Raw genomic sequence first — 25,364 nt, 5'->3', positions numbered from 1 at the left:
TTAAGTAATACATATTTGGTAATATATAACAAATAAATTATAACTTGTTACAGGTGACATATATGTTTAAACAAAAAATCAAAAAATCAAGATTTCTAAAGAGGTTATTCATCAACTTTTTTTGATATAATTTTTCCATCAGTGGATTCTCAACGGTAAAAAATTGAGTATGGACTCCAATAAGACCTCGGAAAACCAACCTCGTCCCGTCCAAGCAGGGGGACAACTGAGTTTTTTTGAAAAATACCTCACGGTTTGGGTGTTTTTCTGCATTCTGATTGGCATTGGTTTGGGCAAAGCTTTCCCCAATGTGGCGGCGACTTTGGACGCGATGAGTATCTATCAAGTCTCGATACCGATCGCCATCTGTTTGTTTTTTATGATGTATCCCATCATGGTGAAAATTGATTTCACCCAAGCAGCCCAAGCCATTCGGACTCCTAAGCCGGTTTTACTAACTTTAGTGGTCAATTGGCTGATTAAACCGTTTACAATGGTCGCCTTTGCCCAGATATTTTTAGGCTGGCTATTTCGCCCTTTACTAGGGGGAACAGAAATGTTGCGCGGTATGGAAGTGGATATGGTCAATTCTTATATTGCCGGAACGATTTTGTTGGGCATTGCCCCTTGTACCGCAATGGTATTAATGTGGGGATATCTTTCCTATAGTAATCAAGGCCATACTTTGGTGATGGTGGCGATAAATTCCCTGACTATGTTATTTCTCTATGCACCTCTGGGGCGATGGTTATTGGCGGCCAATGATTTGGTAGTTCCTTGGGAAACCATTGTGTTATCAGTGTTGATTTATGTGGGTTTACCTTTGGCGGCAGGAATGTATAGCCGTTATTGGATTTTTAAGTATAAAGGAGAAGACTGGTTTAAGGATAAATTTCTCCACTATTTAAGTCCCGTGGCAACTTCGGCGCTGTTAATTACTCTGGTTTTATTGTTTGCCTTTAAAGGTGAACTGATTGTGCAAAATCCGCTGCATATTTTATTGATTGCGGTGCCGCTGTTTATTCAGACTAATTTTATTTTTCTGATTAGTTATGTGGCGGCTTTAAAAATGGATTTAGCCTATGAAGATGCGGCACCGGCTGCGTTGATTGGGGCAAGTAATCATTTTGAGGTGGCGATCGCCACGGCGGTGATGTTGTTTGGTTTAAATTCTGGGGCAGCTTTAGCCACTGTGGTGGGGGTTTTAATCGAAGTGCCGGTGATGTTAATGTTGGTGGAATTTTGCAAGAAAACCGCTTTTTGGTTTCGCCGTGAACCAGAAAAAGCTACTTTGCGCGATCGCCGCTGTTTCCCCACTGGCAATTAGCCAAGGTTAACCAAAAAATTAACCAAAAAATTTCTCATTTATCTGCCAAAAAAATACTATGAAAAGCGTCATGTTTGTTTGTAAGCGAAACTCTTGCCGTTCCCAAATGGCCGAAGGATTTGCTAGGCATTTAGGCCAAGGGAAAATCGCCGTGACCAGTTCTGGATTAGAATCCAGTCGAGTGCATCCCACCGCCATTCGAGTGATGTCAGAAATTGGCATTGATATTACAGATCAAACCTCTAATCCCTTGAGTGAATTTCAGCCAGAAAATTATGATGCGGTGATTTCTCTTTGTGGCTGTGGGGTGAATTTGCCAGAAGATTGGGTGACGAGAGAAGTATTTGAAGATTGGCAATTAGATGACCCGGATGGTCAACCGATTGAAACCTTTCACCGCGTCCGAGATGAGATTAAAGCACGGGTGGAAAAACTGATTGCATCCTTGGCGGATTAAAGCTTTCTTATTTGGGCAAATATCTGCCAAAAAACCGGGTTTTTCAAAAACCTGGTTTTTTGGTTTTGATGCTGGAATCGCCATGGGAGTTGGAACGGATCTACGGGGGGTTGAAAACCATCTAAATTTGATGAGGCATAAAGACCGATCGCCATATTTCATTCGCCTAGCTAGCCTGAGTAGGATTGGCATTGCCCACCCGAAAATTAATGAAATTATTGCTACATATGCAGGCTATTTTAACCCTGAATAATTGACTTAATGATTTACTTACTATTGTGTGGCATGAAAAGCTTCAGCACTTAGGTCATGGGTAAAATAATAATGACCGAGTATTTGATCTTCATAGGTTCTTTGTGTTATTCGCCATCCAGGATTCAAAAAAAATTTCAACGGATCCGCAGAAATTCCATGAGTTTGGCCAATAATTAGTTCGGGCAAATTCGGCGAATAGGGTGTACCAACTAATACAAGAGTCCCATCTCGGCTTAACACTTCCACCTTGTAATCAAGTCCCAAATCTTGATCGGCCATGCGGATAGAATAGCCACCACTATCAACACTCCGTTGGCAAATGCCAGTAAAGTCAAATTCTAGCAAGTCTAACTTGACAATCACAGATTTACCCGAATTGGTTTCAGTCCAGCAGGAGCGAGTATCGGCTAGTTGTCTAATCACTGTCAAGGCATATCTTTGCCGAAGCTGCGTAGAAATGACGATGACTTTGCTTTGATCAATTTCTACTTTGTTAAAATTCTGCGCCCCTGCTTTGCCAGTGGTATTAGCCCAAAAAGAAGTAGCAGCTAGAAAAGCGATTCCCGCAAGGGATCCGCTTCGCGGAATCGCTCCGCGAAAAAATAAATTGAGTTGAGTCATGGCTGAACAATAAATTCCTTTACTTTTCATAAAAAGTAATGCTTGTGTTTTATTGGGGTTTTTTCATCCCAGTTAAAGAGTTTGGTGATGCGTCCCGTACCATCCACTATCAGCCGTAAAGATGCGATCGCTGATTCATCAGTCAATCAGCCAATCTGGACGGCTACTTTAACCCGGAATGCTGATGACTCAAAATGGCCGATTTTCTCCAATTTTTTGCAATTGAGCCGTACAATATAACCACCTTATTGATTATAAGTATCAATAGCTTGATTAACTCAATTGTCATTAAGATCCACAGCGATCGCGCTCATCAGTTTTGTCTCAGTAGGCGCAGTGTCTTGGACTCCAACTGAGCGATCGCTGCGGAAAAATGAGTTAAAACTGATTTTACTTATGGCGATGAAACTGCTCTAGTATTTTGTGAATTGAGACAATGAGTGGCTTTCTTTGATAGGAAAGCTGCTCCTGTCTACGGCGATCGCCTAAATTTTTAACTACCTTTTTTAAGCATAGCATAGTTAGTTGACCGTTAAGTTAGGTATTACTAATATTTACATAATGTTACAATATTTTACAATTAATCAGCCGTTGGAGAGAAAATCCGGGAATAATTTCATCAGAGGCATAATCAGCGGCTTTCTTCATACCATAATTAACTGTGATATCCACAGAAAAAACCCAGTTTCTTTATCGCCTCCCCTGGACTCAGAAACCGGGTTTCTTTATCGCTTTCACAGTAGGGGCGACGAGCGCATTCGCCCCTACATATTCACCACAGAAACCCGGTTTATTTTCTTGGGGTAAAAGCGCGATCGCCCAGTTTTCAATGCTTCAACTTTTATAAACATCTTTTCGATGCTTACAATGAAGCAATAATACCAAACATTCTTTATCATTGATTTCGTAGCGGATCCGGTAATCACCAATACGGATGCGATACTCATTGTCATAGCCTTTTAACTTTACAGTTCCGGGAGGCCGAGGTTCTTCACCCAATGGCGTGATTTTCTCAAGAATTCGCTCTTGGATATCTTCGGGCAGACTATCTAGTTGTTTTTGGAACGGTTTCGGAACGATTACAGTATAAGTCATGGAGTTTTGTTTTTCCGAGAAACCATATATTGATCTAGGGTTTGATAGTCTCCTGCTTGGTAAGCAGTGCGAGATTCTTGGATTTCAGCAAGGACTATTGGATCTTCTTCTAACGAGTCTTCTTCTAATTGGGCAAGTTCTGTTTCTAGAAGCTGGAAAAGCTGAATTTTATCTTCGATCGCTAGGGTGGCGATCGCATTGACTAGAGAATCAAAGGGAATTTGTAGTTGAATTGTCGGTTGTGTCATCTTGGGCATTAATTAGGTCGTATTTACTGATTATATCAAGGGAAAAAGCTATTCTCTTCGGGAGAAGGAAGGAAGCGATCGCCCCCCACAAAAAAGCGTTCGCGAAGCTTTCCTGCGAGGGAATCGCACCTCCCAAAAGCGATCGCCCACTCAAGTGACTTAGAAACCGGGTTTCTTTCTCGCTTTCACAGTTAACTTTGATATTCACAAAAGAAACCCGGTTTCTTTGCTTGGGGAAAAAAAGCGCGATCGCCCCCCCTGAACCCAGAAACCGGGTTTCTTTTCTCTGTTTCACAGTTAACTCTGATATTCACAAAAGAAACCCGGTTTCTTTGCTTGGGGAAAAAAGCGATTCCCTCGCAGGAAAGCTGCGCGATCGCCCCCCAAAAAAGCGATGATTTTAAATGTAGTTATATATTCGGAAAAAGCCCAAGATTCAACTATTGTTGATGAGGATAATCTTCATTTTCCTCAAACACTGGCGGCCACAATTCAGAAATTTGTAATTCCCATCCGGGCAGCAATTCAGGAATGGTAAGAGTTTCTCCGTTTGTCAACAAAATTGGTTTTTGATTGGGGCGATAAAGAGTTAAAGTTAATTCATCTGGGTCAATTAAAATGCCAATTTTAACTCCTTGGTCGAGAAAAATTTCAATTTTTTGGCGCAATTTAGCAAGGCGGTCGCTTTGGGATTTAACTTCTACTATTAAGTCGGGGACAAGAGTACCAAAATATCTAACGCTGCGAGGAAGGCGATCGCGCAAAACGAAAGAAACATCTGGTGCTTTTAAGTCGCTATTGGGCAATATAAAGCCACCTGCCGAGTCAAAAACACGACCGAGACGGCGCGGTTTCACCCAGTTACTCAGTTGACGAGCGAATTCTAGGGAGACTTCGCTAGAGATGATATCTGATGGCCCCATAACAATAATCTTACCTGCTTCCAGTTCCAGTTGACAGTCAAAGTCAGCTTCGCTGAGAATTGACTGAATTTTTTCCACGTCTTTTATAGTCATTTCTGGCATAGTGGACAACTCCAATTGTACTAGCGATGATTTATTGTAACGCTAAAATCGCGATCGCCGTTTTGGATAGAATAGGTTGTCTGGCGATCGCACCCCCTGAACTTAGAAACCGGGTTTCTTTTTCGCTTTCACAGTAGGGGCGAATGGCCATTCGCCCCTACATATTCACAACTTTGGTCCCGGTTTATTTTCTTGGAGTTTAGGGTGGGCAAAATGCCAGCCCACCATATCAATAAACTACTGTGATATTCACCACAGAAACCCGGTTTCTTTGCTTGGGTTAAAACAGCGAAAAGCCTGACGGCATAGCGACCCTTACCGCACCTGCCAAACGCGATCGATTTTCTAGATGCCAATCAATTACTGACCAGATAATTACTCAAGGTGGTGAGCAAACGCTCATGTCTTGCTGATGAGATTGACCCGATAGAACCAATCACTTTATTACGAGGAACTACAGCAAGAAAACCCAGTCGAATTAAAGATTTTACTCTCAAGCCACTAGCAATAAAGTCCGAATCGTCTGGAGAAATGACATCATCAAAACCCACCACTTCTTGGTGCAGTTGGGTACTAATGCCACAAACTAAGAAGTCTTGATAAGGGGGCAATTCCCTGAGCAAGACCACCTCAGAAACCGGGTTTTTATTCAACATATCGGTTAGAGACATAGATTTATCTAAAAAACCCGGTTTCTTGGCTTGGGGAATGGGAGTCAGAGCAACATCAGCTTCTTTCATAATCAGGGTTCGCTATTTTGATGCTATCCAGTGGGTATTCATCTTCCTCATTGTAAGCGCTGTTCAGTTGATGACTTGACCAGGATAACCACGTTTCTCTTTCGGAGGGTTGTTCGGGAATTACTGTCACAATCAGTTTTGTGTTAGGTTCTAGCTGATATGGTTCGTCTAGCTGAATAGACTGACCATCAAAATATGCTGATAAAGAAATAACTTTCATGGCTCATATGAGTTGTCGATGATTACTCTGAGGACATTATAGCTTGGATATCGCCCCCCAAAAAAGCGATCGCGAAGCGTCCCGGAGGGAATCGCACCCCACAAAAAAGCGATCGCCCCCTTAAGAAACTCCAGAAACCGGGTTTCTTTTTTGCTTCCACAGTAGGGGCGACTAGCGCATTCGCCCCTACATAATTCACCACAGAAACCCGGTTTCTTTGCTTGGGGTTAAAACAGCGATCGCCCACCGAAAAAGCGATCGCCTACGCAAAAAAGCGATGCGGTAGGGTGTTGTTCCGGGTTAAATTAAGCGGAAGTCAAGTAAAATTCCCTGCGTAACGCACCACAACAAAGTTTATTATTGGCAATTTCGGTGCGTCTAGGCGGATGTTTTAATTTGTTGCTTAAGCCAAAATATTATGCCCGCCTAACGCACCCTACCCCTACTGAAATAAGGATAATAAATCGCGTTTGCCATGCACAATTCTGACAATTTCAACTAGATCGTCCGTTACTCTGTAAAACATGATGTATTCGTCAATCAATACACCCCTTAAACCTGGGTATACGCCATTGTAGCGTTTACCGATCGCGGGAAACGAACGTAATTTTTGGCACCAAGCATCAAATTTATTGATAAACTTATCCCCTGTTTCAACATTTGTCTGTGCAAAGTAATCAATGATTTCTTGCAAGTCTTGAAGGGCTGGTACTGAAATAATGTAACGTCTCATAAGCTAGTGCTACCCTCTGTTGTGAAGTCGCTCGCGCAGTTGAGCGATCGCCACATCACCATCAATCGCTTCTCCACGTTCTAAAGCAGCAATTCCTACTTCCACTTTTTGGCGTGTTTCTATCAGCCATTGTTCATAGTCTTGTTGCCGTTGGAGTAATGCCAAGGCTTGACTCATTACCTCCTCAGCGGTTTGATATTTGCCGTTGGCTATTTGGGTTTGTACAAAGCTTGCTTCTTCTGGCTTTAAAACAATCTGCATGAGTCCACCTCGCAGTAGGTTTTTAGTCAATTATGACACGCGGGTTTGCCTGGGGGCAAAGGATGTTGATTCAGTACATTGGTTTTGGGCGATCGCACCCCACAAAAAAGCGATCGCCCCCTTAAGAAACTCCAGAAACCGGGTTTCTTTTTTGCTTCCACAGTAGGGGCGACGAGCGCATTCGCCCCTACATAATTCACCACAGAAACCCGGTTTCTTTGCTTGGGGGAAATGTGCGATCGCCATAAGTCATGGAGTTTTGTTTTTCCGAGAAACCATATATTGATCTAGGGTTTGATAGTCTCCTGCTTGGTAGGCAGTGCGAGATTCTTGGATTTCAGTAAGGACTATTGGATCTTCTTCTAACGAGTCTTCTTCTAATTGGGCAAGTTCTGTTTCTAGAAGCTGGAAAAGCTGAATTTTATCTTCGATCGCCCTTGGTGGCGATCGCATTGACTAGAGAATCAAAGGGAATTTGTAGTTGAATTGTCGGTTGTGTCATCTTGGGCATGATAATGGTCGTATTTCTTGATTATATCAAGGGAAAAGGCTATTCTCTTAGGGAGGTGGAAGGAAGCGATCGCCCCCCAAAAAAGCGATCGCACCCCAAAAGCGATCGCCCTCTCAAAAGCGATCGCCTCCCATTCATGCGATCGCCCACCCAAAAAAGCGCCCCCCAAAAAAGCGATCGCCTCCCAAAACAAAGCGATTCCTTCGCCCGATCTGCGCGAACAAAGAATTTTACATTGACTCTTGACTATCTCCTAGGATGCTTTCAATATCTCGTGACCCGTGGATAACTCGAATAATTTCGACTTCCCCTGCGGTGATTTGGTAGAAAATCAGATATTTTCTAAATCCTTTGACTGCGATTTGACGGGTATTTTGTAAACGATAGTTGTTAAACTGACATTGTTTACCGAGTTGCGGCATTTGTCCGAGTTGTTTAAATGTTTCTTCAGCCGCATGAAGAAATCGATCACTACGATCGAGGTTATTTTCCGCAATATAAGTGGCTAGATCGATTAAGTCACGAATCACCTGCGGACGTTTCCGAATTTCACCCATCTTGTTGTTGATTCAGTTTTTTTTGAACTGCTTGGCGAATTTCTACCCAGTCGCGATCGCTCATATTTGTGGCTTCCCCGGAGTCTATTCCTTGTAATAGAAGGTTTTCCAGGTGTTCTTGCGCTTTTCGTTTTTGGTCTTGACGAATGAGGTCGCGGATATATTCGCTGACACTTCCGTAACCTCCGGTCTTGACTTGCTGTTCGATGTAGTCCCGCATGGGTTCGGGAACAGAGACATTCATTGTTTTCATAGCCTGAGTCTTTTAGCGCTTTGGTATATTATGGCAATTTTTGTCATTTTTTGCCATGTTGACCGAAAAAGCGATTTCCTCGTCCTCCGCAAGGCGATCGCCCCGACCAAGAAACCGGGTTTCTATGAGAATATTGGTTGGGTGACAGAGATTATATAGAGAAACCCGGTTTCTCATATCCCTAAAAAAAGCGATCGCACCCCAAAAAAGCGATCGCCCTCTCAAAAGCGATCGCCCCCCAAAAGCGATCGCACCCCACAAAAAAGCGATCGCACCCCACAAAAAAGCGATCGCCCTCTCAGGGGACATAGAAACCGGGTTTCTTTTGTGGTTCCACAGTTAACTCTAATATTCACCACTTGGGTCCCGGTTTCTTTTCTTGGGGACTCAGAAACCGGGTTTCTTTATCGCTTTCACAGTTAACTGTGATATTCACAGAAGAAACCCGGTTTCTTTTTTTGGGGTTAAAACAGCGATCGCACCCAAAAAAAGCGCCCCCCAAAAGCGATCGCCCCCCAAAAGCGATCGCATGAATATGATTTATGGCTAGTCAAGCTTTGGCTGGCAATCGACAAAAGATAGTGCTTCTTCATCAAGATAGCCAGCGATCGCCATTTCAATAACTGCCCAAACTGGATAGTTCATTCTTTTCGCTCGCATTTCTAGTCCGTGACGAATGGTTTCAGGTAATCCTTCTAAAAATATTTGTGCTAATTCAGGTGACAGATGTTCAGAAATCGCAGGCTGAGTTTGCATCTTTATTAGTCCCTCGCTGGAATTTTCACGTTATAAGGTGGATTCACGGCTTGAATAATTAGACGTTCTAACTCCAATGATAGCTGTCTCCATTGAACAAAATCTAGCGGGTAAAAAGCAATTCGGATGTCTGTGGCTTTTAATTCTTCGATGAATGCCCAAAGTAACGCTTTGTGACCCCCACGAAAACGATCTCTCAGTGTTCTGGTTTTACCAATGTAAAGGATTCCCAGGGTGCGATGTTTAACAGCGTAGATACCAGCCGTCATTGGCAGTTCGCGGAATTCCTTGGACAGGGCGATACAATCCTGGAACGAAGTCGATGCAAGAGTGTGCAGTATGACTTCGGCTTCTCGCTCAATGGATTCAGACATAGTGATGTGACATTAGGCAGTTTTCCGATAATACAATACGATCGCACCCCACAAAAAAGCGATCGCACCCCACAAAAAAGCGATCGCACCCCCCAAAAAAGCGCCCCCCAAAAAAGCGATCGCCCACCCAAAAAAGCGATCGCACCCTACAAAAAAGCGATCGCTCCCCACAAAAAAAGCGATCGCCCTCTCATGGGACTCAGAAACCGGGTTTCTTTTTTTACTGCCACAGTTAACTGTTATATTCACAACAGAAACCCGGTTTCTTTCTTCGGTGTCAAAAACCAGGAACTCAGAAACCGGGTTTCTTTTTTGGCGGCAAAAGTTAACTGTGATATTCACAACAGAAACCCGGTTTCTTTTTTGGGGCAAAAACCAGGGACTCAGAAACCGGGTTTCTTTTTTGCCTACCACATTTAACTGTTATATTCACAATAGAAACCCGGTTTCTTTTTCGGGGCAAAAAAGCGATCGCCTATCTAAGAATAAAATAGCGATCGCCTATCTTAAAATAAAATAGCGATCGCTTCTTAGCACAGAAACTAGGTAGCAGAGGGATTATCGCAATTGTATTTTCAACAGATTTAGGGTGTGTCACCTGCGATAATTAATTGTTTTAGTAAAAAATTGCCCGGTGAAGCACCCTATTACTTTGGGATTGCTATATTAGTCGTTGAACTCACGTTAATATTAGTTGTCGATACTAACAAACTACGAAGTATAGTAGTTAGGAGAAGTAGGCACACCATTAGAATTTTGGCTCAAGACATTTGGATCTGAGAAAGAACTTGGTAGGCTTTCAGTCGCATATCCGCTTGTGTTGCTAAAACCACCAGGAGGAATATAACTGGGAGTTTTTTGTACAGAATAGTGTAGATGAGGATCAGTGGAGAAACCAGTATTTCCGCTTTGAGCAATTGGCTGGTTTTGACTTACATAATCGCCTACATTTGGCAGTACACTATTATTTTTTAAGTGAGAATAAAAAGAAGATGTTCCATCTCCATGATCAATAAGTACATAGTTAGTGTATTGTGCCCAACCGTTCATAGAAGTTAATCTCGTTTGAGAACCTTCGTATAAACTGACGACTTTACCACTTCTTGTCGCGACTACTGTATTGCCTTCAGGCATACCAAAATCCCAAGCATAGCGGTTCCATTGATCCGAGTGGCTGTATCCGCCGTTATTTCCTTGGTAAACTTTATAAGTTGTACCATCTGGGTAAGGGAGTTGGTATTTACCACCAGTAGGAGTTGGACTAGAACTAGGAGTGGGGTTTAAATACGCCTGTGGCGATCCGGTAAGAATATTGACACCATCATCAGCCTTCATAGAATTAGGGTCATTGGTCAAGTCTTGCTTCCAAAATGTGCCATTACTATTGGCCAAATAAATGTTAGCATTATTGGCAGTGTCATCATCCCAAACCCCTTTTTCTTGGCGGATGAAGTCGGTACGACGATCGCCGTTAAATTCGCCAACAATCAAATTGCTCAGATCGCCTTTCATCCCCACATGATCGGTCAAGTCTTGCTTACTGAAAGTGCCATTACCATTGGATAAATAAACTTGAGCAGTATTGGCAGTGTCATCATCCCAAACCCCTTTTTCTTGGCGGATAAAGTCATTTTTGCCGTCGCCGTTATAATCGCAGACAATCAGATTGGTCAGGTCTCCCTTCATATCTGCCTGATTCGTCAAGTCTTGCTTGCTGAAGGTGCCATTACCATTGGATAAATAAACTTGAGCAGTATTAGCAGTGTCATCATCCCAAACCCCTTTTTCTTGGCGGATGAAGTCGGTACGACGATCGCCGTTGAAGTCGCCGAGAATCAGGTTAGTCAGGTCGCCTTTCATCCCCACATGATCGGTCAAGTCTTGCTTACTGAAGGTGCCATTACCATTGGACAAATAAACCTGAGCAGTATTGGCATTGTCATCATCCCAAACTCCTGTTTCTTGGCGGATGAAGTCATCTTTGCCGTCGCCGTTATAATCGCCGACAATCAGATTGGTTAAATCGCCTTTCATCGCCGTATGCTCGGTCAAGTCTTGCTTACTGAAAGTGCCATTACCATTGGATAAATAAACTTGAGCAGTATTGGCAGTGTCATCATCCCAAGCTCCTTTTTCTTGGCGGATGAAGTCATCTTTGCCGTCGCCGTTATAATCGCCGACAATCAGGTTAGTCATGTCCCCCTTCATATCCGCCTGATTCGTCAAGTCTTGCTTACTGAAGGTGCCATTACCATTGGACAAATAAACTTGAGCAGTATTGGCAGTGTCATCATCCCAAACCCCTTTTTCTTGGCGGATGAAGTCGGTACGACGATCGCCGTTGAAGTCGCCAAAAATCAGGTTAGTCAGGTCGCCCTTCATCCCCGCATGATCGGTCAATTCCTGCTTGCTAAAACTGCCATTTGACGTTGACAAACAAACGTGGGCAGTATTGAATGTGTCATCATCCCAAAAGTTTTTCTCTTGGCGGATGAAGTCAGTTTTGCCATCTCCATTAAAGTCTGCTTTTTGATTAGCTGCCTGCTCTATGACCGTGGCTTTCCCATCCAGCATCACCGTCGCAGTATCATCTTCCGCCTTTAATCCCTGTAGTTCCGCTGCATCAAACACTTTCCCTTGAACGACACCAGCAAAAATCGCCCCCTCATCTCCCGCTGCATCGGAGATGTTAATCTGTGAGTCGATATAATGCCCTATCTCTTCTAGCAGCACTGAGACAATTGGCAATGGGTTATCAGCATTGTCAGCCACAAGCTCACTAGACAGATAAATATTGTTAGTTTCTGCGGCAAAAGCCCCATTAGCTCCGTTGATATCAGCAGCAGAAACGACCTTAATCGGTGATGTCTGGAAAGTACCATTAGTCAAGCTATCTGCCAAATCCTGAGCCGCCTCAACATCAAAATCATCTCCAAAAGCAAGGCTCATTTGAGAGAGAAACTCTGGGCTATTGGCAAATTGCTGTAATTGTTCGTGACTCTTGGCTAAGGCTATTCCTGTTAACGAATCTACGGACGCAGCAGTGTGAGAATCCGTTTCCGCTGGAGTTTTTCCTTGGTCAACCGACATATCGAGAGGGATGACAAGATTATCGCAGGCCACTGATACTAAGGTGGGGAGAGCGATCGCATCGGCAGCCCCCGGTATTGGTAGTTGATTGGCACCAAAAGGCTTTAAAATATCCCCATCATTTGGAGCGATCGGATCGGGATTTATTCCCAGTAATCTGGCAATTTCTTTAGTATCTGTGTCAAAAGAAAGCATGATCATACCCTCATTATCGAATTGTTAGTTTTTAACATCGGCCAACACGCGGAAAGTCACGAAACACCCTGTTAAATTCAATTAATAGACAAGAGTGCAAACAGGACGGATTGATCCCCCAAACTCCCAGATCCCCCCTAACCCCCCTTGAAAAGTTAGGCATTACTCCTATATCTGGTAGGGGTGAGAAAGCGAATCACCCGTACCTAAAAGGGTTGGATCGGAAAACTTGTCTCAGTCCTGTTGATGCTTAACAGCATAACATAGCATAAGTATATTAGCTAATACTATGCTTAACTTTTTACAAAACTTTACAATTTGCCGGAATTGAGGCCGGACAAAAGGCGGCATTTCGCCTGTGGCAACAGGTTTCTTGATTGCTGTTTTCCAGAATAGCCTTACCTAAGCTGACTATTATGTCATTTATTATGTCAATCCGCTAGTCAAATCCTGGATCCTTGGCTGAAGCGTGTTGGGACTTAGGCAATGCCGTGTCCCTAATAGGAGTAATAGGAGGAAAATTTTCGGTCAACCTAAAAAAACCCGGTTTTCGATCGCGCTTGTGGTGGATTAAGCTTAAGCTACAATAGAGGTAAGCTTAGACAGATTTACACACAGATTTACACAGAGAAGCTTTAATAACACAATGGAATTTGAAATAGCACTGAAATTAGTTGAGCAATTGGTGCAGGAGAAAACCGGCAAGCCGCTACTTGACGTAGAAAAAGTGGTATTCCAGGGTGCCTGGGAGGGGCTGACTTACGACCAAATTGCTGAACAATCCTCAAACTATGAAGCGAATTATCTCAAAGGAGATGTTGGCCCGAACTTTTGGAAGCTACTCAGCGAGGTGTTTGGGGAACAGGTGAGTAAGCGAAATGTTCGGGCTGTTTTGGAAAAGTTGGAAAAACAGCCTCAACCGACTTCACCAGTTGCCAAAACCGCTGTCACCGAAACCGCAGGACAGAAAAATCAGCCTCGCGATGATTGGGGTTATGCACCAGATGTGTCTAATATTTGCGGACGAACTGAAGAACTCAACACTTTGAAACGCTGGATCGTTGAGGACAAATGCCGCATGGTGGGGATTTTGGGACTGGGAGGGATGGGGAAAACTACCCTGGCAGTTCGCATGGGAGAACAAGTTAAAGGAGAATTTGACCGCTGCATTTATCGAGTGCTGCGCGAGACTTATGCTTTTGACAAGTTTCTGGGGGATTTACCGACTTTTTTAACTGGGTCGTCCCTACAAAATAAGGAGGAAGATGTCTATGACAAAATTTTGCGGTTGATTGATGGTTTGCGTGACTATCGCTGTCTGTTGATTCTGGATAATCTGGAGGCGATTTTACAACCAGGCGATCGCTTTGGTCGATATCGGACAGGGTTTGAAGCCTATGGTCAATTGTTTAAAAAAGTGGGTGAAGTTGCCCATCAAAGTTGTTTGGTGGTAGTTAGTCGAGAGAAGTTCCCAGAATGCGATCGCCTAAGCAAGTTTAATCAAGCGGTAAAATCTTTAGAACTGACGGGATTGAAACTAGAGGAAGTTCAGGAACTTTTACAGAATACTAATTTAACGGGAGAATCTCAACATTGGCAAGGGTTGATCGAGAGATATAGTGGGATGCCTTTAGCTTTGAGATTGATTGCCCCGACGATTCAGGAGTTTTTCGATCGAGATATAGGCGAATTTCTCAAAGATCCACAAACCATCTACTTCGATCCAGAATATCGGCATATTTTAGCTTGGCACTGGGAAAGATTATCTGACTTAGAAAAAAAAGTTTTGCGGATTTTAGCCGAAGCCGATCACCCGATATCTTTTTCTGAGTTGCGCGATCGAATGCCAGACTATTCTATGTCCGACTTGATTGAAAGTTTAAATTCACTTAAGGGGCGATCGCTCTTAGAAAAATCCGAATCCCCAGACAATGAGCAAAGCCGATTTGGTCTTCAGCCGGTGATTCAAAAATATATCAATAAATATCAGTTAGGTAGTTAGGTAGGGTGCGTTAGGCAGGCAAAAATATTTATACTCAAACAATGAAGTTCAAAACCTGCCGTAACGCACCAATCACTAATATCTCAGATTTGCAAATAAGATATTAGTGATTGTAGGGGCAAAGCATTCGGGCAGTTAATTCTGGGTTTAAACCGTTAAAATTTTTCCCGAATGCTTTGCCCTTACAAAGCAGTTAATTCTGGGTTTAAACCGTTAAAATTTTTCCCGAATGCTTTGCCCTTACAAAGCAGTTAATTCTGGGTTTAAACCGTTAAAATTTTCCCCGAATGCTTTGCCCTTACAAATATCAGATGCTCTCTACCAATTCAGACTTGATTGCTTAAAGGCGATCGCGGCCATTGATAAATCAAACAAATCAAATGGTGCGTTACGGCGGAATATGAAATAATCTGTAAATATCCTAGGTTGTCTGTCCGCCTAACGCACCCTACCTGTTAATATAATGTAGGAGAACCAAAACAATGTGATTTATTGTATTAATCCAGAATGTAAACATCGGGAAAATGACGATAATTTAACTTCTTGTCAAGCTTGCGGGACGCCATTATTGGTGCGGAACCGCTATCGACTCATTCGCCCTTTGCGGAAATTAGACCGCCGCTTGGCTACGGAAATTTTTGAAGTGGAAGATATTAAAGATAATCACACCCGCAAAGTGCTGAAAATCTTAAAAGATAATGAACCGAAATTAGTCGAGAAGTTTGAGGAAGAAGCGTTAACTCTTCAGTGGCTAGATCGCCCCGGTATTCCCAAAGTGGATATCGATGGTTATTTTCAGTTGACCATTGATGAAGAGTCGGATCCCCTGAATTGTTTAGTCATGGAAAAAATCGAGGGTGAGGATTTAGAAAAATGGTCTGCCACTCATGGGCGAATATCTCAAAAGGTGGCGATTAACTGGTTGAGACAAATTCTTGAAATATTAGGGGTACTCCATGAGAATAAATTTTTACATCGGGATATTAAGCCTTCTAATATTATTCTGCGATCGCCCCTAACCCCCCTTCAAAAGGCTGGATCCCCCCTAACCCCCCTTCAAAAGGGGGGAATAGGATATAGTGGGCAACTGGTTTTAATTGATTTTGGATCGGTGCGAGAAATTAGCCCTACTTATCGAGTAGATGTCAGACTAGGAAGCGTCACCACATATATTTCTAGTGGTTATACTGCCCCAGAACAAATAGAGGGGAAAGCATTACCTGAATCAGATTTTTTTGCTGTTGGTCGCACCTTTGTTCATTTAGTCACAGGGTTGCATCCCGTAGACTTACCCAGAGATGGCAAAACGGGTCAGTTAATTTGGCGCGATCGCGCCCCACAAATTTCTTCACCTTTGGCGGATTTTATTGATGATTTGATGGCGGCAGATCCGGCAGCTAGACCGCAAAATATTCAAGTGATGTTGCGGAATTTGACCGTCCGGGGTTTGTGGCTTAGAAGTGTTTGGCGGTTTATTAATTCTCGTCAGTTTAAGTTAACTGTTTATGGAGTATTGGGGTTGGTAATTGCTGGTTTGGGAATTTATCGGCTATCATTTCCCTGGTGGGAAAAATACTATTTTAATCTGGGACTAGATGCTCAAAAAGATAATAATTTAACACAAGCAAAAAAATATTATGATCGAGCTCTTTATTTTAATGAACAAAATGATACTATTTACAATAGCTTGGGATTAATTTGTCAATATCAACAAGATTATACTTGCGCTAAAAAAAATTATGAAAAAGCTATTAAAATCAACCCATACAATTATACGGTTCGCTATAATTTAGGCGGTGTTTGTGATGACTGGGGAGACTTAGACTGTGCCGAGGAAAACTACAAATCTGTGGTTGAATCTCACTCCCCTGTTTCGGTTCGTGCTACCAGCGATTTGTCTCGGATAAAAATTTTACAAGGAAACCTAGTTGCGGCAATTACTCTGACTTCGCAATGTATCGAAAAAACTAATCAATCCCAAAACAAAGTGTTATCCGCTTGTTACAAAAATCAAGGTTGGGCTTATTGGATGCGTGGCGAATATGACCAAGCAGAGAAAGACTTGCAACAGGCAATTAAGCTCAACTCAAAACGAACGGACGCTTATTGTTTGTTAGGTTTTGTACAAGAAGCAAAAGGTAATGCAGAAGAGGCTGTAGAACAATGGGAAAATTGTCTAGATTCTGAATATGTCAATAATGATGTAATACTATGGCGAACTGTGGCTCGACAACGTTTGAATCATGGAAAAAAACAACGATGAAATCGAGAAAAATTAGAAAATTGGTTTTATTCGGATTAACTCTACTGATAGTTTTAGTAGGGTGGAGTTTTAACTCTGATGGAAAAGTGACATCGATGTTGCCTGTAACAGCAACGACAGCAACTCAGACTTGTGAAATTGAGTCTGCGGTGGGACTGATTTACCAGGTAGAAAATGACCCTAATTTCCCCGTGGGTTTACAAGCGGGACAATTGTTATGTGGTGATGAAAATTTACAGCCTACTACTGGAACAAAAGTTGCTTTGGTTTGTTTTGATCAAGGCAAGCGTTGGGAAGTATCCAGTGATGATAGATTTCAGGTCGGGGAATATTGTTCGGCACCAGAACCCGCAGTAGAGTGCGATGATTCGGGCAATCTTTGCGACCCGAACCCGCGTCCCAGTGGTTCTTGTGATAGCCCGGAAATTAAGAGTCCTTTTAGTCAAATAATCTCCAATTCTCGACCCTCTATCGCTTGGAAAACAATTGCAGGTGCAACAGGTTACACGGTGAAGGTAGAATCCTGGGATTCGGATTTTAATTTTCAGAAAACATTGGAAACAGTAGACAATTCCAGTGTGATTTCTCAAGCGATCGCTTTTCCTTATCCTGATGATGAAGACCCTTTAATTTTTGGCCACAGGTATGAAGTAACCGTTGAAGCGATCGTGGCATCTTCTGATAACTGTATAGAACCTGATACCACTCGATTTAAGTTGATTCAAGAGTGATAGCAATTTTAAAAAATTTTGCTACAATCCCAAGGTTTATTTGGGCGCAAGCATTGCGCCCCTACTGTTGCATGAATTTTTGTAACTGGTATTACCAATTTCAAAATAATCCAGAGTCGGTTTTAACCGACTTGCGCTATTAGCCGGGGGTTTTAACCCCCGGCGGTTTATGTACCCCCGCAATTAACCCTCCGGCGGGGATGAAAATCCGGCGGGGATGAAAATCCGGCGGGGATGAAAATCCGGCGGGGATGAAAATCCGGCGGGGATGAAAATCCGGCGGGGATGAAAATCCGGCGGGGATGAAAATCCCCGCCTGTAGGGGTGATTCGCGAATCACCCCTACAGGCGGTTAAAACCGACTATTTTACCAATTTTAATACCGTTTCCAATTAAAAATGCAACAGTCGGTGCTGACTTTATATATAGGGGATTGGTGCGTTACGCGCCAGCGCTAACACACCCTACCGATACGGCAAAAATTAAAGCCAACTGCCGACTAGGATAAAGCTTGCCCAATAATATGGATGTCGAAAGTTGGAGTATTTTTCATCTTCTAAAAAAGCAAGCTGTGCTTGACGTAAAGCTTCGGCTTTAGTTTCGCCATCTTTGAGTCTTTGGTAGAATTCTTTCATAAATTTTGGCGTAGAAGGATCGTTGACATTCCAGAGACTTGCCACTGTACTTCGGGCTCCCGCTTGTAAGGCAACTCCTGCTAATCCTAAACCGGAACGTTCGTCTCCCTTAGCAGTCTGGCAAGCACTCAAAACCAGTAACTCAATATTATCCAGACTGCTTTGGGTTTTACTCTGAAGTAAAGACTTTAATTCTTTAAGAGTAATCGGTTGGTCATAAGCTTCTATTCTGGTTTGTTCCGGATCGGAACTAAATTTGGCGTGAGTGGCGATGTGAATGATTTGAACGGGCAAATCTGCAACTTGCTTTTGAAATTTATTTCGAGTAAAGTCTTCACCTTCCAGACGCGATCGCGCCACCGTCAATTTTTCAAATTCGTCGAGTTCATCGGTTATATAGTTCAGCGGATCCAAGTTTCTTTCTTGAGCATTTTGCCATTGGTCAGCACCAGCAATTAAAGCCGTTGATTTTTCTAAATTCAACTTTTTGGGTTCTCGCAATTGCGCTCCTAAAATCGTAGAAATTCGATATTTCTGTACTAGATATTGATTATGTTTATCTTGCAGCAGCCCCATCGGAATATTGCTTAATGAGCTATCGACCACGAAAACTAAATCGCCTGTTTTTGGCAAGTGGTTTTCAGCGTGTCCAATGAAGAGTTCGTAAAGTTTTTTCGTATCCGTTGATATCCAGTCATTCGGTTCGTACTGATAGAAATATTTATCTTGTAAAATGTCTTGTAGATTATCAATATTTTTCTTGACATCCGTCCATCGGGTACTGTTGTAATAATATTTATCCGTAGTTTTCAGAATCACTTCGATCGCATTATGCTGTTCTCTTTCTAAAACGATTGTGTAAATAATCGCGTCGGGCAAATCATAGTTATTTTGTGGTTCGATATCTTTGGTAAGATTAATTAGCTCTGATTGGATACAGCCAAAAGCATTTTCAACTTCAGCTTGTTGAAATTGGCCAATCAGTTCAGTGACTCTTTTCAAGTCTTTTTGTTCTGATTTTTGTTCGGGTGTTTCCGCTTGATGTAACAGTGACCAAATTAAATCTTCATAAATCGGCTTAATTTTTTCCTGGAAAGAAAACCGCATTTCGGCATTAATCGCCAGTAAATCTCGGCGGACGATTTCTAGGTTTTTCACCGCTGCTTCATAAGCCGCGATCGCCTCCTCAATATTTCCTTTATCTTGGTAAATTTTGCCTAACTGCCATTGCCATTCATACAAAAGATTTGCCGAATCAGGAATCTTGTTAGCAATGACTATGGCTTCTCTGGTTAACTTTTCAGCTTGGGTTAAATCTTCATCTTGCTTTAACCGAACATACCGATCGTAAAATAATTCACCAAGAACACCCAAAGCATAAGATTCAGCCGATGGATTTCCCAGAGGTGTAGCAATTTTTCTGGCTTTTTCCGCATAGGTGAAAGCCATCTCAGATTGACCAAGCTTGCTTAAGTTTAAGGCAAAATTAATCTGGGCATCAACCGCAAATTGGCTGGGAGGTAAATTTGTCAAATTTGATGAGTTATTTAGCCAATCAATTAAATCAGTTATTTCTGATTTGTGAGTGAATGAATCACTTTGCTTAATCTTTGACAACCAATCCTTGAAATCTACTAATAAGCTGAGTTGATTGAGTTGGGATTTTATCTGAAGTAGCGGGTAGGTTTCCCGAACTTGGCGATAGGATGCTAAAGCCAAATCAGCTTGAGCGATCGCATCTTTTCTCGTATTCGCCTTATTATCGGTTCTTTCGTATAAATTGGTAAGTCTGTAGTAATTTGCGCGATGAGTATTGCCTAACTCTAGCTGCACCAGATTTATTTGTTCAGAAATGTTAAGTTTTTGAGATATTTCCAGACTTTTTTCTAATACCTGCTGCGACTCATCCAGTTTACCGATCGCCCGCAGCACCTCCCCCAAATTCCGCAATCCGATCGCATTCATTGAAGATGGGGATATTGCTGATAAATCTAAAGTTTCTTCATTTGTAACATCACAAATACTATAGAGGCGATCGCCATATAAAGCTTTAACTAAAACTTGGCAAGCTTGCCGAGATTGACCTAACCCTTGTAAAGCCATCCCTTGATTAATTTTACTGCCTATAAATCCATCTGAATTTTCTGGGTAAGCTGCCTCAGCTTCTTGCCAAATTTCTAAGGCAGCTTGGGCATCACCTCGGTTGAAATAGTCGTAACCTTTTTGAGTTAAACAAGCCGCATAGTTTTCCGCTGCTAACTCACATTGGGCGATCGCAGAACTTGTTGAATTGCCGACAGGATTATCTACCTGAGCGATTAATTTTTCTTGCCCACCAATAATCACTAGGATGAGGCTGATTGCCAATAAAATATATTTCCAAACTGACCAATATTTTGTCATCTTGCTATCTCCAACTAAAAAGGAAAACGTAGGGACTTAGGCCAGCCGTGTCCCTACTAAGTTTACTCGTTCCCTGGTACAACCTGGGAACGAATAAAAAATCTCTCTTTGTGTCCTCTGTGTCTCTGTGGTTTTGATCCAAGAGAAATACTGCAAAAATTAAACCCAACTTCCGACTAAGATAAAACTTGCCCAATAATATGGATGTCGGAAGTTATTCTCCGCAACGAGGTGTCGGTAAAAAACGATCGGGGGTAGCGGCATCAGTTTGCCCCACCAATATGATTTGACCTTGTTCGTTGAAAATCCAACCTTGGGCTTCCACAATGGCATTATGTGGCATCAGAAACCGGGTTTCTGTCAGTCTTTCTTGACTTTCGGCCAAAATCGCTGAAGAGAAACCCGATTTCTGGTCAGTTGGCACTGAGGCAGTGGTCGATACCTCAGAAAAATTGGAGTCTACCCAACCACCATTACTACTCAGAGGATCTCTGGGAGTTGCCGGTTTACCACCGCGTCCAATATTAATAAATGAACTTTGCTGTGGGTTGCTAGGAGTACAACGGCGATCGACTAAACTGGTTACATCCACAGGAGTCTGCGGTAACTTTAATAACCCAGAAGTGGGGTCAATACCGAAGATATTAAATGTCACCGTCCCATCTATTCCAAATTGAGAACTGGCATCAATCTCACTATCAGGCGATCGAAAATCCCCTTGAGTGGTAATTTGAATATTTCCACCACTACCCTCAAAGGCATTTGCGCGAATATCGCTATTTTCCAAAGCCGCTAAAATATCCATCACAATAGTAATGTTGCCGCCATTACCCCCTGCACCAGCAATTCCAGCAGTCGTCGAAATATTACTTCCATTGCGAAGTTGCAAGTCATCTGTCTCGACGGTAATATTCCCACCTTGCCCCGTTTTGGTTTCCCCGGTGATCGACCCTTGACTATCCAAAATTATCGAATTTGCATCAATTTTTATATTCCCTGCATCCCCTGTTGCTTCAACATTTAATACGCTATTTAATAGCGCCATATTATCCAGACCCTGTATATTTAATCCTTCTAATACGCTTAAATTGAAAGGAAGTCTACTATCTCCTGCATTCCGAGAACTAACTGTAATCACTGCTCCATCTCGAACGATCAACTCAGGAGTATTAACGATCAAATTTCCTCCATTTCCTGCACCAAAAGTTTGAGCATATAAACCACTGGCAAACCCATTTACCGAACTTCCACTTAATTCAACAAATTCCGAGGCATTAATAATCAGATTGCCTCCTTGACGGTTAGATGATCTGGCAGCAGTAGAAGCGGATGCAGCGCCTCCATTATGGGCAATGAACCGTTTCGTATTGACGATTAAGTTCCCCGCATCTCCTTCATCTGAAAAACCAATTGTATCGGCAGATAAGCCTGTCGGAAATAGAAGCGGTACTGAAGAGCCTAACAATTCTACCGATTCAGAAGCATTGACAATCAGATCGCCCCCTTGACCGTTGCCTGAGCCAGCCGCCGCTGTGACGATCGCACCTCGATCTTTGACGATCAATCGTTGGGTATTAATGATTAAATCTGCTGGATTTATATTTCCACCACTGGCGGTAGAGATGAAACTAAATCTAAGACCATCCGGTGAGGTTCCGCTGACCTCAACAAAATCTCTGGCAGTGATAGTCACCGTACCACCTTCTCCTTCCGGTCTACTTTGTTGTCCGTCCAATCCTGTTCCCGTGAGAACTTGAGCGCCATTCATCACAGAAATAGAATTAGCGGTAAAATTAATATTACCCCTAGTGCCAGACTTAAAGGTATCGCTGCGAATCGTAAGTTCCTCTTCCGTCATGGCGCCATCGATAAACAATTTTCCATGACTAATCAAATTAATGTCTCCAGCATCTTGGTCTCCAGAGGAAGTAATAGAACCTGCGAAAATGTCCCCATCAGCGTTGAAAGTAATTGTTCCTCCATTACTACTCGATCTCGACTGAATCCGACCGGCAGTGGTATCGATCGTTCCTCCACTATCTAACGTAATAGTTCCCCCATTTGATTCAATCTGGTTAGTAAAAATATTTCCATTTGCTTTGAGGATTATGTTTCCTCCTTTTTGGTCTAACCTTGAATCGATATTACCGGCAGTTGTGTTGATATCTCCTCTACTCTCGAAACTAATATTTCCGCCAAAAGACCGAACGATTCCACTGACAGTAATATCGCTGGTTCCTGATAGAACGATCGGGCCTCCAGCGGTAATCATGTTGCCAACGGTAATACTTCCGGGCGATCGCGATCCGGAGGTGCTGAAATTTGGCAGATCCACTACAACAGAGGGCAACGGATTCCCAGAACTCGTAGTAGCCTCTTGCACCGATACGGTAACATTATCGATTCCCCAGCTTTCATTTTCAATTTCTTCTTCCAGCAATGAAAAAAAGTTCAGTTGCAATGAACTGTCTGAATGGGGAAATATCTGAATTAATGAATAAAGTGCATCGTTTCGATGCTCCCTAAAATTATACCCAAGAGAATTTATTTCTTGAGTGCCAGTGTAACCAGGATTATTGCCTTCAAACAAACTATTCGGATACGCTTGACCAAATGTTGTGTTATTCTTTGCATCTTCTTGATTCAAAAATGTTGTATTCACTAAAGTGATGTAATTAGGAATAGTCAGATTCCAAATATCTGGCCCAAAATCAATTTTGCTTCCATCCCAAGAGCGAATTACAAATAAATCAAATGTCACCGTGGCTTGATTATGTTCGGGAATATTATCCAAATTTAGACTAACGGTTTCAATGCCACCAAACTGGCCTAAAAATCTTCTGTCTCCCAGAGGAGTAATATCAGTTTTTCGGTTAGACCATTCATCGCCCACAGAGTTTTCAAAGTCGTTAGCGTACACTTCTGTAGAAGAAGTTATGATCGCCGCTTCAGGAAAACTATTTACAACAGATGGAATCGAAGTCGGGGGATTTTGTAAAGCATCCACTCCTGCTCGCAAAATTAATGCTGGACTACTTCTTAAAATTGGAATATCTGGATCGGAACTCGGTTGTAAAGTTGTATCGGGTTCTAAAATTACCAGATTTCCGGCAGTGATGCTTCCCATTGATTCTATTTTTAACGACGGCCCTGTATAATTCCCAATAATGACATCTTCTTCCGAACTGATAATCGGGTCATAAAGACTGACAAAGTTACCGGGGTTTCCTGACAGATTAAGAATCGAGAAACTACCGCCACTGGTAAAGTGAGCGTCGGCAAAAATTGTGCCATCGCTGACTAAATGAAGGGCAGCACCACTCTGAAAAGGTGTATGTGGATGATTCAAAACGAGTAAATTTATCCCCTGATTTCCCTGGATATGTAGATTTCCTCCAGCTTGGGCATAAAAAGGATTAGCGATACTATCGCGAACTTGCACGGTATCCCGCGCCAGTAAGTTTAAATCTCCGGTAACATATAATGCAGCATCGATTAAACTCAGATTTTTAGCCGCCAACAAAGTTGCTGTTCCCGCTTGTACTGATGGGACACCTTGGTTTCCCGGTGCGATCGCAATATCCCCAGTTTCTACAAAAAAACCCGACTCACCTAATGTCACTGCACCCGTATTGGTGACATTGAGTCCGAATGTTTCTATTTCTCCAAAGATGGGTAACTCGAACAAAGATGAAGATAAATCTCCAGATTCTGTAATATTCGGGACAGTGGCGATCGTTACTCGACCCCCTGGTGCCCAAAGTTGACCAGTATTGATAATAGTTCCAGCCAACAAGCCTATATTTTGCGCTGGTTTCACCGCAAGCTGACCTGTATTGACAATTCCAGCCGAATAAGATGTATTTTGCAGACCAATCGGAACATTAACAGTCAATATAGGAGCAGTTTCCGGGGCGATTTTTAATTCTGTTTCGTCCGCTAATTTGAAATTGCTAACGGTACTGGCAAAAAACGACCCACCAATATCCAGCCTCGCATTGGGGCCAAACATAATCCCATTGGGGTTCAGCAAAAATAGATTCGCCGTCCCATTTGCCCGAATTAATCCATCAATTTCGGAAGCTGAACCCCCGGTCACACGACTAAAAATATTTTGAATATCCAAAGAATGATTGAAAAAAGCCGTTTCCCCAGTCAAAATCGAAAACTTTTCAAAACTGTGGAATAAATTGCCGCCCGCTTGGGTGCCCCCAGTAATTTCCCAAATTTGCCCGTTAGGTGTCACCAGCGAATTCCCTGGCAGAGTGGAATCTGGAAGGATTTGCGCTGTGGAAGACTGCCAGGGCAAAACCCACCCAGAGAGCATCACAATGAGACCGGGAAATAAATGACGGGGTAATTTCATGGCAGTCCGATCCTCTAGGGATTGTCGATTTAAACTCTCATATTTAAACTATCATATAAACAGAGAAATTTTCCATAAAAAAAATCGATAGTTTTGCCAATCTTTATCAAGATTTAACATATTAACATTTCAACATGGGCAATCAATCGGGGTAAGTAGGTGGGCAGAAATAAATGCACTACAGACCATAACAGAAGAAAAACTGTCATTCCCGCGAAGGCGGGAATCCAAAGCCTATTGGCGGAG

At 42.6% G+C, this 25,364-nt stretch carries 31 protein-coding genes; 11 read left to right on the top strand and 20 right to left on the bottom strand.

Translation table 11 applies throughout. The features are described from left to right. The first annotated feature begins 169 nt into the window (after positions 1-169). The 3 genes from arsB to ABWT76_RS06650 are packed head-to-tail and all read left to right on the top strand — an operon-like array spanning position 170 to position 2,037. Entirely contained in the window at positions 170-1,327 is a 1,158-nt protein-coding gene (gene arsB / locus ABWT76_RS06660; RefSeq protein WP_054466731.1) for an ACR3 family arsenite efflux transporter, read from the top strand. A 58-nt stretch (positions 1,328-1,385) separates the two neighbouring features. Continuing rightward, positions 1,386-1,784 carry an arsenate reductase, glutathione/glutaredoxin type gene (gene arsC / locus ABWT76_RS06655; protein ID WP_190877814.1) on the top strand — a complete coding sequence of 133 codons (399 nt, stop codon included), beginning with the start codon at positions 1,386-1,388 and terminating at the stop codon, positions 1,782-1,784. Next, positions 1,765-2,037 (top strand): hypothetical protein, encoded by a 273-nt coding sequence (locus ABWT76_RS06650; RefSeq protein WP_054466729.1) that lies wholly within the window; start codon positions 1,765-1,767, stop codon positions 2,035-2,037. The genes arsC and ABWT76_RS06650 overlap by 20 nt, the downstream gene beginning before the upstream one ends. Positions 2,038-2,057: 20 nt before the next feature. On the opposite strand, the gene ABWT76_RS06645 is transcribed toward ABWT76_RS06650, so the two are convergent. Then, positions 2,058-2,660, bottom strand: a complete 603-nt coding sequence (locus tag ABWT76_RS06645) for a DUF3747 domain-containing protein (RefSeq protein WP_190882952.1) — start codon at positions 2,658-2,660, stop codon at positions 2,058-2,060. Between the two features lie 282 nt (positions 2,661-2,942). Here ABWT76_RS06645 and ABWT76_RS06640 point away from each other — a divergent pair, with 282 nt between their 5' ends. Beyond that, positions 2,943-3,077: a hypothetical protein gene (locus ABWT76_RS06640; protein ID WP_255353199.1), complete on the top strand. Its 135-nt coding sequence runs from the start codon at positions 2,943-2,945 to the stop codon at positions 3,075-3,077. A gap of 417 nt (positions 3,078-3,494) precedes the next feature. On the opposite strand, the gene ABWT76_RS06635 is transcribed toward ABWT76_RS06640, so the two are convergent. The 11 genes from ABWT76_RS06635 to ABWT76_RS06585 all read right to left on the bottom strand — a co-directional run bounded on the left by ABWT76_RS06635 (position 3,495) and on the right by ABWT76_RS06585 (position 7,435). Next, positions 3,495-3,755, bottom strand: a complete 261-nt coding sequence (locus ABWT76_RS06635) for a type II toxin-antitoxin system RelE/ParE family toxin (protein ID WP_054466727.1) — start codon at positions 3,753-3,755, stop codon at positions 3,495-3,497. Continuing rightward, entirely contained in the window at positions 3,752-4,003 is a 252-nt protein-coding gene (locus ABWT76_RS06630; protein ID WP_072160772.1) for a hypothetical protein, read from the bottom strand. The genes ABWT76_RS06635 and ABWT76_RS06630 overlap by 4 nt, the downstream gene beginning before the upstream one ends. Further along, positions 3,966-4,298: a hypothetical protein gene (locus ABWT76_RS06625; protein ID WP_156331780.1), complete on the bottom strand. Its 333-nt coding sequence runs from the start codon at positions 4,296-4,298 to the stop codon at positions 3,966-3,968. The genes ABWT76_RS06630 and ABWT76_RS06625 overlap by 38 nt, the downstream gene beginning before the upstream one ends. A gap of 145 nt (positions 4,299-4,443) precedes the next feature. Then, a complete protein-coding gene (locus ABWT76_RS06620; RefSeq protein WP_054466725.1) occupies positions 4,444-5,028 on the bottom strand; it encodes a Uma2 family endonuclease in 585 nt (194 codons plus the stop codon). 356 nt (positions 5,029-5,384) lie between these two features. Then, on the bottom strand, positions 5,385-5,768 hold the full coding sequence (locus ABWT76_RS06615) for a hypothetical protein (protein ID WP_054466724.1): 384 nt from the start codon (positions 5,766-5,768) through the stop codon (positions 5,385-5,387). Then, positions 5,755-5,988 (bottom strand): hypothetical protein, encoded by a 234-nt coding sequence (locus ABWT76_RS06610; protein ID WP_054466723.1) that lies wholly within the window; start codon positions 5,986-5,988, stop codon positions 5,755-5,757. Before ABWT76_RS06610 ends, ABWT76_RS06615 begins: the two co-directional genes overlap by 14 nt. Positions 5,989-6,010: 22 nt before the next feature. Continuing rightward, positions 6,011-6,235: a hypothetical protein gene (locus ABWT76_RS06605; protein ID WP_156331779.1), complete on the bottom strand. Its 225-nt coding sequence runs from the start codon at positions 6,233-6,235 to the stop codon at positions 6,011-6,013. Between the two features lie 195 nt (positions 6,236-6,430). Further along, on the bottom strand, positions 6,431-6,721 hold the full coding sequence (locus tag ABWT76_RS06600) for a type II toxin-antitoxin system RelE/ParE family toxin (protein WP_054466722.1): 291 nt from the start codon (positions 6,719-6,721) through the stop codon (positions 6,431-6,433). A gap of 9 nt (positions 6,722-6,730) precedes the next feature. Next, on the bottom strand, positions 6,731-6,982 hold the full coding sequence (locus ABWT76_RS06595; RefSeq protein WP_054466721.1) for a type II toxin-antitoxin system ParD family antitoxin: 252 nt from the start codon (positions 6,980-6,982) through the stop codon (positions 6,731-6,733). A 30-nt stretch (positions 6,983-7,012) separates the two neighbouring features. Beyond that, positions 7,013-7,228, bottom strand: coding sequence for a hypothetical protein (locus ABWT76_RS06590; RefSeq protein ID WP_156331778.1), 216 nt, complete (start codon positions 7,226-7,228; stop codon positions 7,013-7,015). A 3-nt stretch (positions 7,229-7,231) separates the two neighbouring features. After that, entirely contained in the window at positions 7,232-7,435 is a 204-nt protein-coding gene (locus ABWT76_RS06585) for a hypothetical protein (RefSeq protein ID WP_054466720.1), read from the bottom strand. A 75-nt stretch (positions 7,436-7,510) separates the two neighbouring features. Between ABWT76_RS06585 and ABWT76_RS06580 the strand changes: the two genes are divergently transcribed. Continuing rightward, positions 7,511-7,732 (top strand): hypothetical protein, encoded by a 222-nt coding sequence (locus ABWT76_RS06580; protein WP_054466719.1) that lies wholly within the window; start codon positions 7,511-7,513, stop codon positions 7,730-7,732. Here the strand turns inward: ABWT76_RS06580 and ABWT76_RS06575 are convergent. The 3 genes from ABWT76_RS06575 to ABWT76_RS06565 are packed head-to-tail and all read right to left on the bottom strand — an operon-like array spanning position 7,724 to position 8,612. Then, a complete protein-coding gene (locus ABWT76_RS06575) occupies positions 7,724-8,050 on the bottom strand; it encodes a type II toxin-antitoxin system RelE/ParE family toxin (protein WP_054466718.1) in 327 nt (108 codons plus the stop codon). The two genes, ABWT76_RS06580 and ABWT76_RS06575, sit on opposite strands and share 9 nt — an antisense overlap. After that, on the bottom strand, positions 8,043-8,303 hold the full coding sequence (locus ABWT76_RS06570) for a type II toxin-antitoxin system ParD family antitoxin (RefSeq protein ID WP_054466717.1): 261 nt from the start codon (positions 8,301-8,303) through the stop codon (positions 8,043-8,045). The genes ABWT76_RS06575 and ABWT76_RS06570 overlap by 8 nt, the downstream gene beginning before the upstream one ends. 12 nt (positions 8,304-8,315) lie before the next feature. Continuing rightward, a complete protein-coding gene (locus tag ABWT76_RS06565) occupies positions 8,316-8,612 on the bottom strand; it encodes a hypothetical protein (protein ID WP_354635823.1) in 297 nt (98 codons plus the stop codon). 70 nt (positions 8,613-8,682) lie between these two features. Between ABWT76_RS06565 and ABWT76_RS06560 the strand changes: the two genes are divergently transcribed. Next, positions 8,683-8,853, top strand: coding sequence for a hypothetical protein (locus tag ABWT76_RS06560; RefSeq protein ID WP_156331777.1), 171 nt, complete (start codon positions 8,683-8,685; stop codon positions 8,851-8,853). Here ABWT76_RS06560 and ABWT76_RS06555 read toward each other — a convergent pair. Both ABWT76_RS06555 and ABWT76_RS06550 read right to left on the bottom strand, forming a co-directional pair. Beyond that, positions 8,850-9,059, bottom strand: coding sequence for a hypothetical protein (locus ABWT76_RS06555; RefSeq protein WP_054466715.1), 210 nt, complete (start codon positions 9,057-9,059; stop codon positions 8,850-8,852). The genes ABWT76_RS06560 and ABWT76_RS06555 overlap by 4 nt on opposite strands. 5 nt (positions 9,060-9,064) lie before the next feature. After that, a complete protein-coding gene (locus tag ABWT76_RS06550) occupies positions 9,065-9,328 on the bottom strand; it encodes a GIY-YIG nuclease family protein (protein WP_242049852.1) in 264 nt (87 codons plus the stop codon). Between ABWT76_RS06550 and ABWT76_RS06545 the strand changes: the two genes are divergently transcribed. Next, positions 9,299-9,853 (top strand): hypothetical protein, encoded by a 555-nt coding sequence (locus ABWT76_RS06545; protein ID WP_242049857.1) that lies wholly within the window; start codon positions 9,299-9,301, stop codon positions 9,851-9,853. The two genes, ABWT76_RS06550 and ABWT76_RS06545, sit on opposite strands and share 30 nt — an antisense overlap. Before the next feature lie 291 nt (positions 9,854-10,144). Here ABWT76_RS06545 and ABWT76_RS06540 read toward each other — a convergent pair whose 3' ends face one another. Beyond that, complete coding sequence (locus ABWT76_RS06540; RefSeq protein WP_190877820.1) at positions 10,145-12,718, bottom strand: FG-GAP-like repeat-containing protein; 2,574 nt, start codon at positions 12,716-12,718, stop codon at positions 10,145-10,147. Positions 12,719-13,364: 646 nt separating this feature from the next. Here ABWT76_RS06540 and ABWT76_RS06535 point away from each other — a divergent pair. The 4 genes from ABWT76_RS06535 (at position 13,365) to ABWT76_RS06520 (ending at position 17,714) form a co-directional block, all read left to right on the top strand. After that, positions 13,365-14,720 (top strand): NB-ARC domain-containing protein, encoded by a 1,356-nt coding sequence (locus tag ABWT76_RS06535; RefSeq protein WP_190877822.1) that lies wholly within the window; start codon positions 13,365-13,367, stop codon positions 14,718-14,720. 229 nt (positions 14,721-14,949) lie between these two features. After that, entirely contained in the window at positions 14,950-15,129 is a 180-nt protein-coding gene (locus ABWT76_RS06530) for a hypothetical protein (RefSeq protein ID WP_156331775.1), read from the top strand. Between the two features lie 75 nt (positions 15,130-15,204). Beyond that, entirely contained in the window at positions 15,205-16,983 is a 1,779-nt protein-coding gene (locus ABWT76_RS06525) for a tetratricopeptide repeat protein (protein ID WP_354635822.1), read from the top strand. Then, a complete protein-coding gene (locus ABWT76_RS06520; protein WP_054466710.1) occupies positions 16,980-17,714 on the top strand; it encodes a hypothetical protein in 735 nt (244 codons plus the stop codon). Before ABWT76_RS06525 ends, ABWT76_RS06520 begins: the two co-directional genes overlap by 4 nt. A gap of 482 nt (positions 17,715-18,196) precedes the next feature. Here ABWT76_RS06520 and ABWT76_RS06515 read toward each other — a convergent pair whose 3' ends face one another. Beyond that, the gene (locus ABWT76_RS06515) at positions 18,197-20,752 is read right to left on the bottom strand and encodes a CHAT domain-containing protein (protein WP_354635821.1); all 2,556 of its coding nucleotides are present in this window, start codon (positions 20,750-20,752) and stop codon (positions 18,197-18,199) included. Between the two features lie 214 nt (positions 20,753-20,966). Beyond that, a complete protein-coding gene (locus tag ABWT76_RS06510) occupies positions 20,967-25,118 on the bottom strand; it encodes a filamentous hemagglutinin N-terminal domain-containing protein (protein ID WP_354635820.1) in 4,152 nt (1,383 codons plus the stop codon). Between the last annotated feature and the right edge of the window lie 246 nt (positions 25,119-25,364).

This window comes from Planktothricoides raciborskii GIHE-MW2 (assembly GCF_040564635.1).
In the GTDB taxonomy this organism is placed as follows: Bacteria; Cyanobacteriota; Cyanobacteriia; order Cyanobacteriales; family Laspinemataceae; genus Planktothricoides; species Planktothricoides raciborskii.
This window is presented reverse-complemented; position numbering and strand designations above follow the sequence as displayed.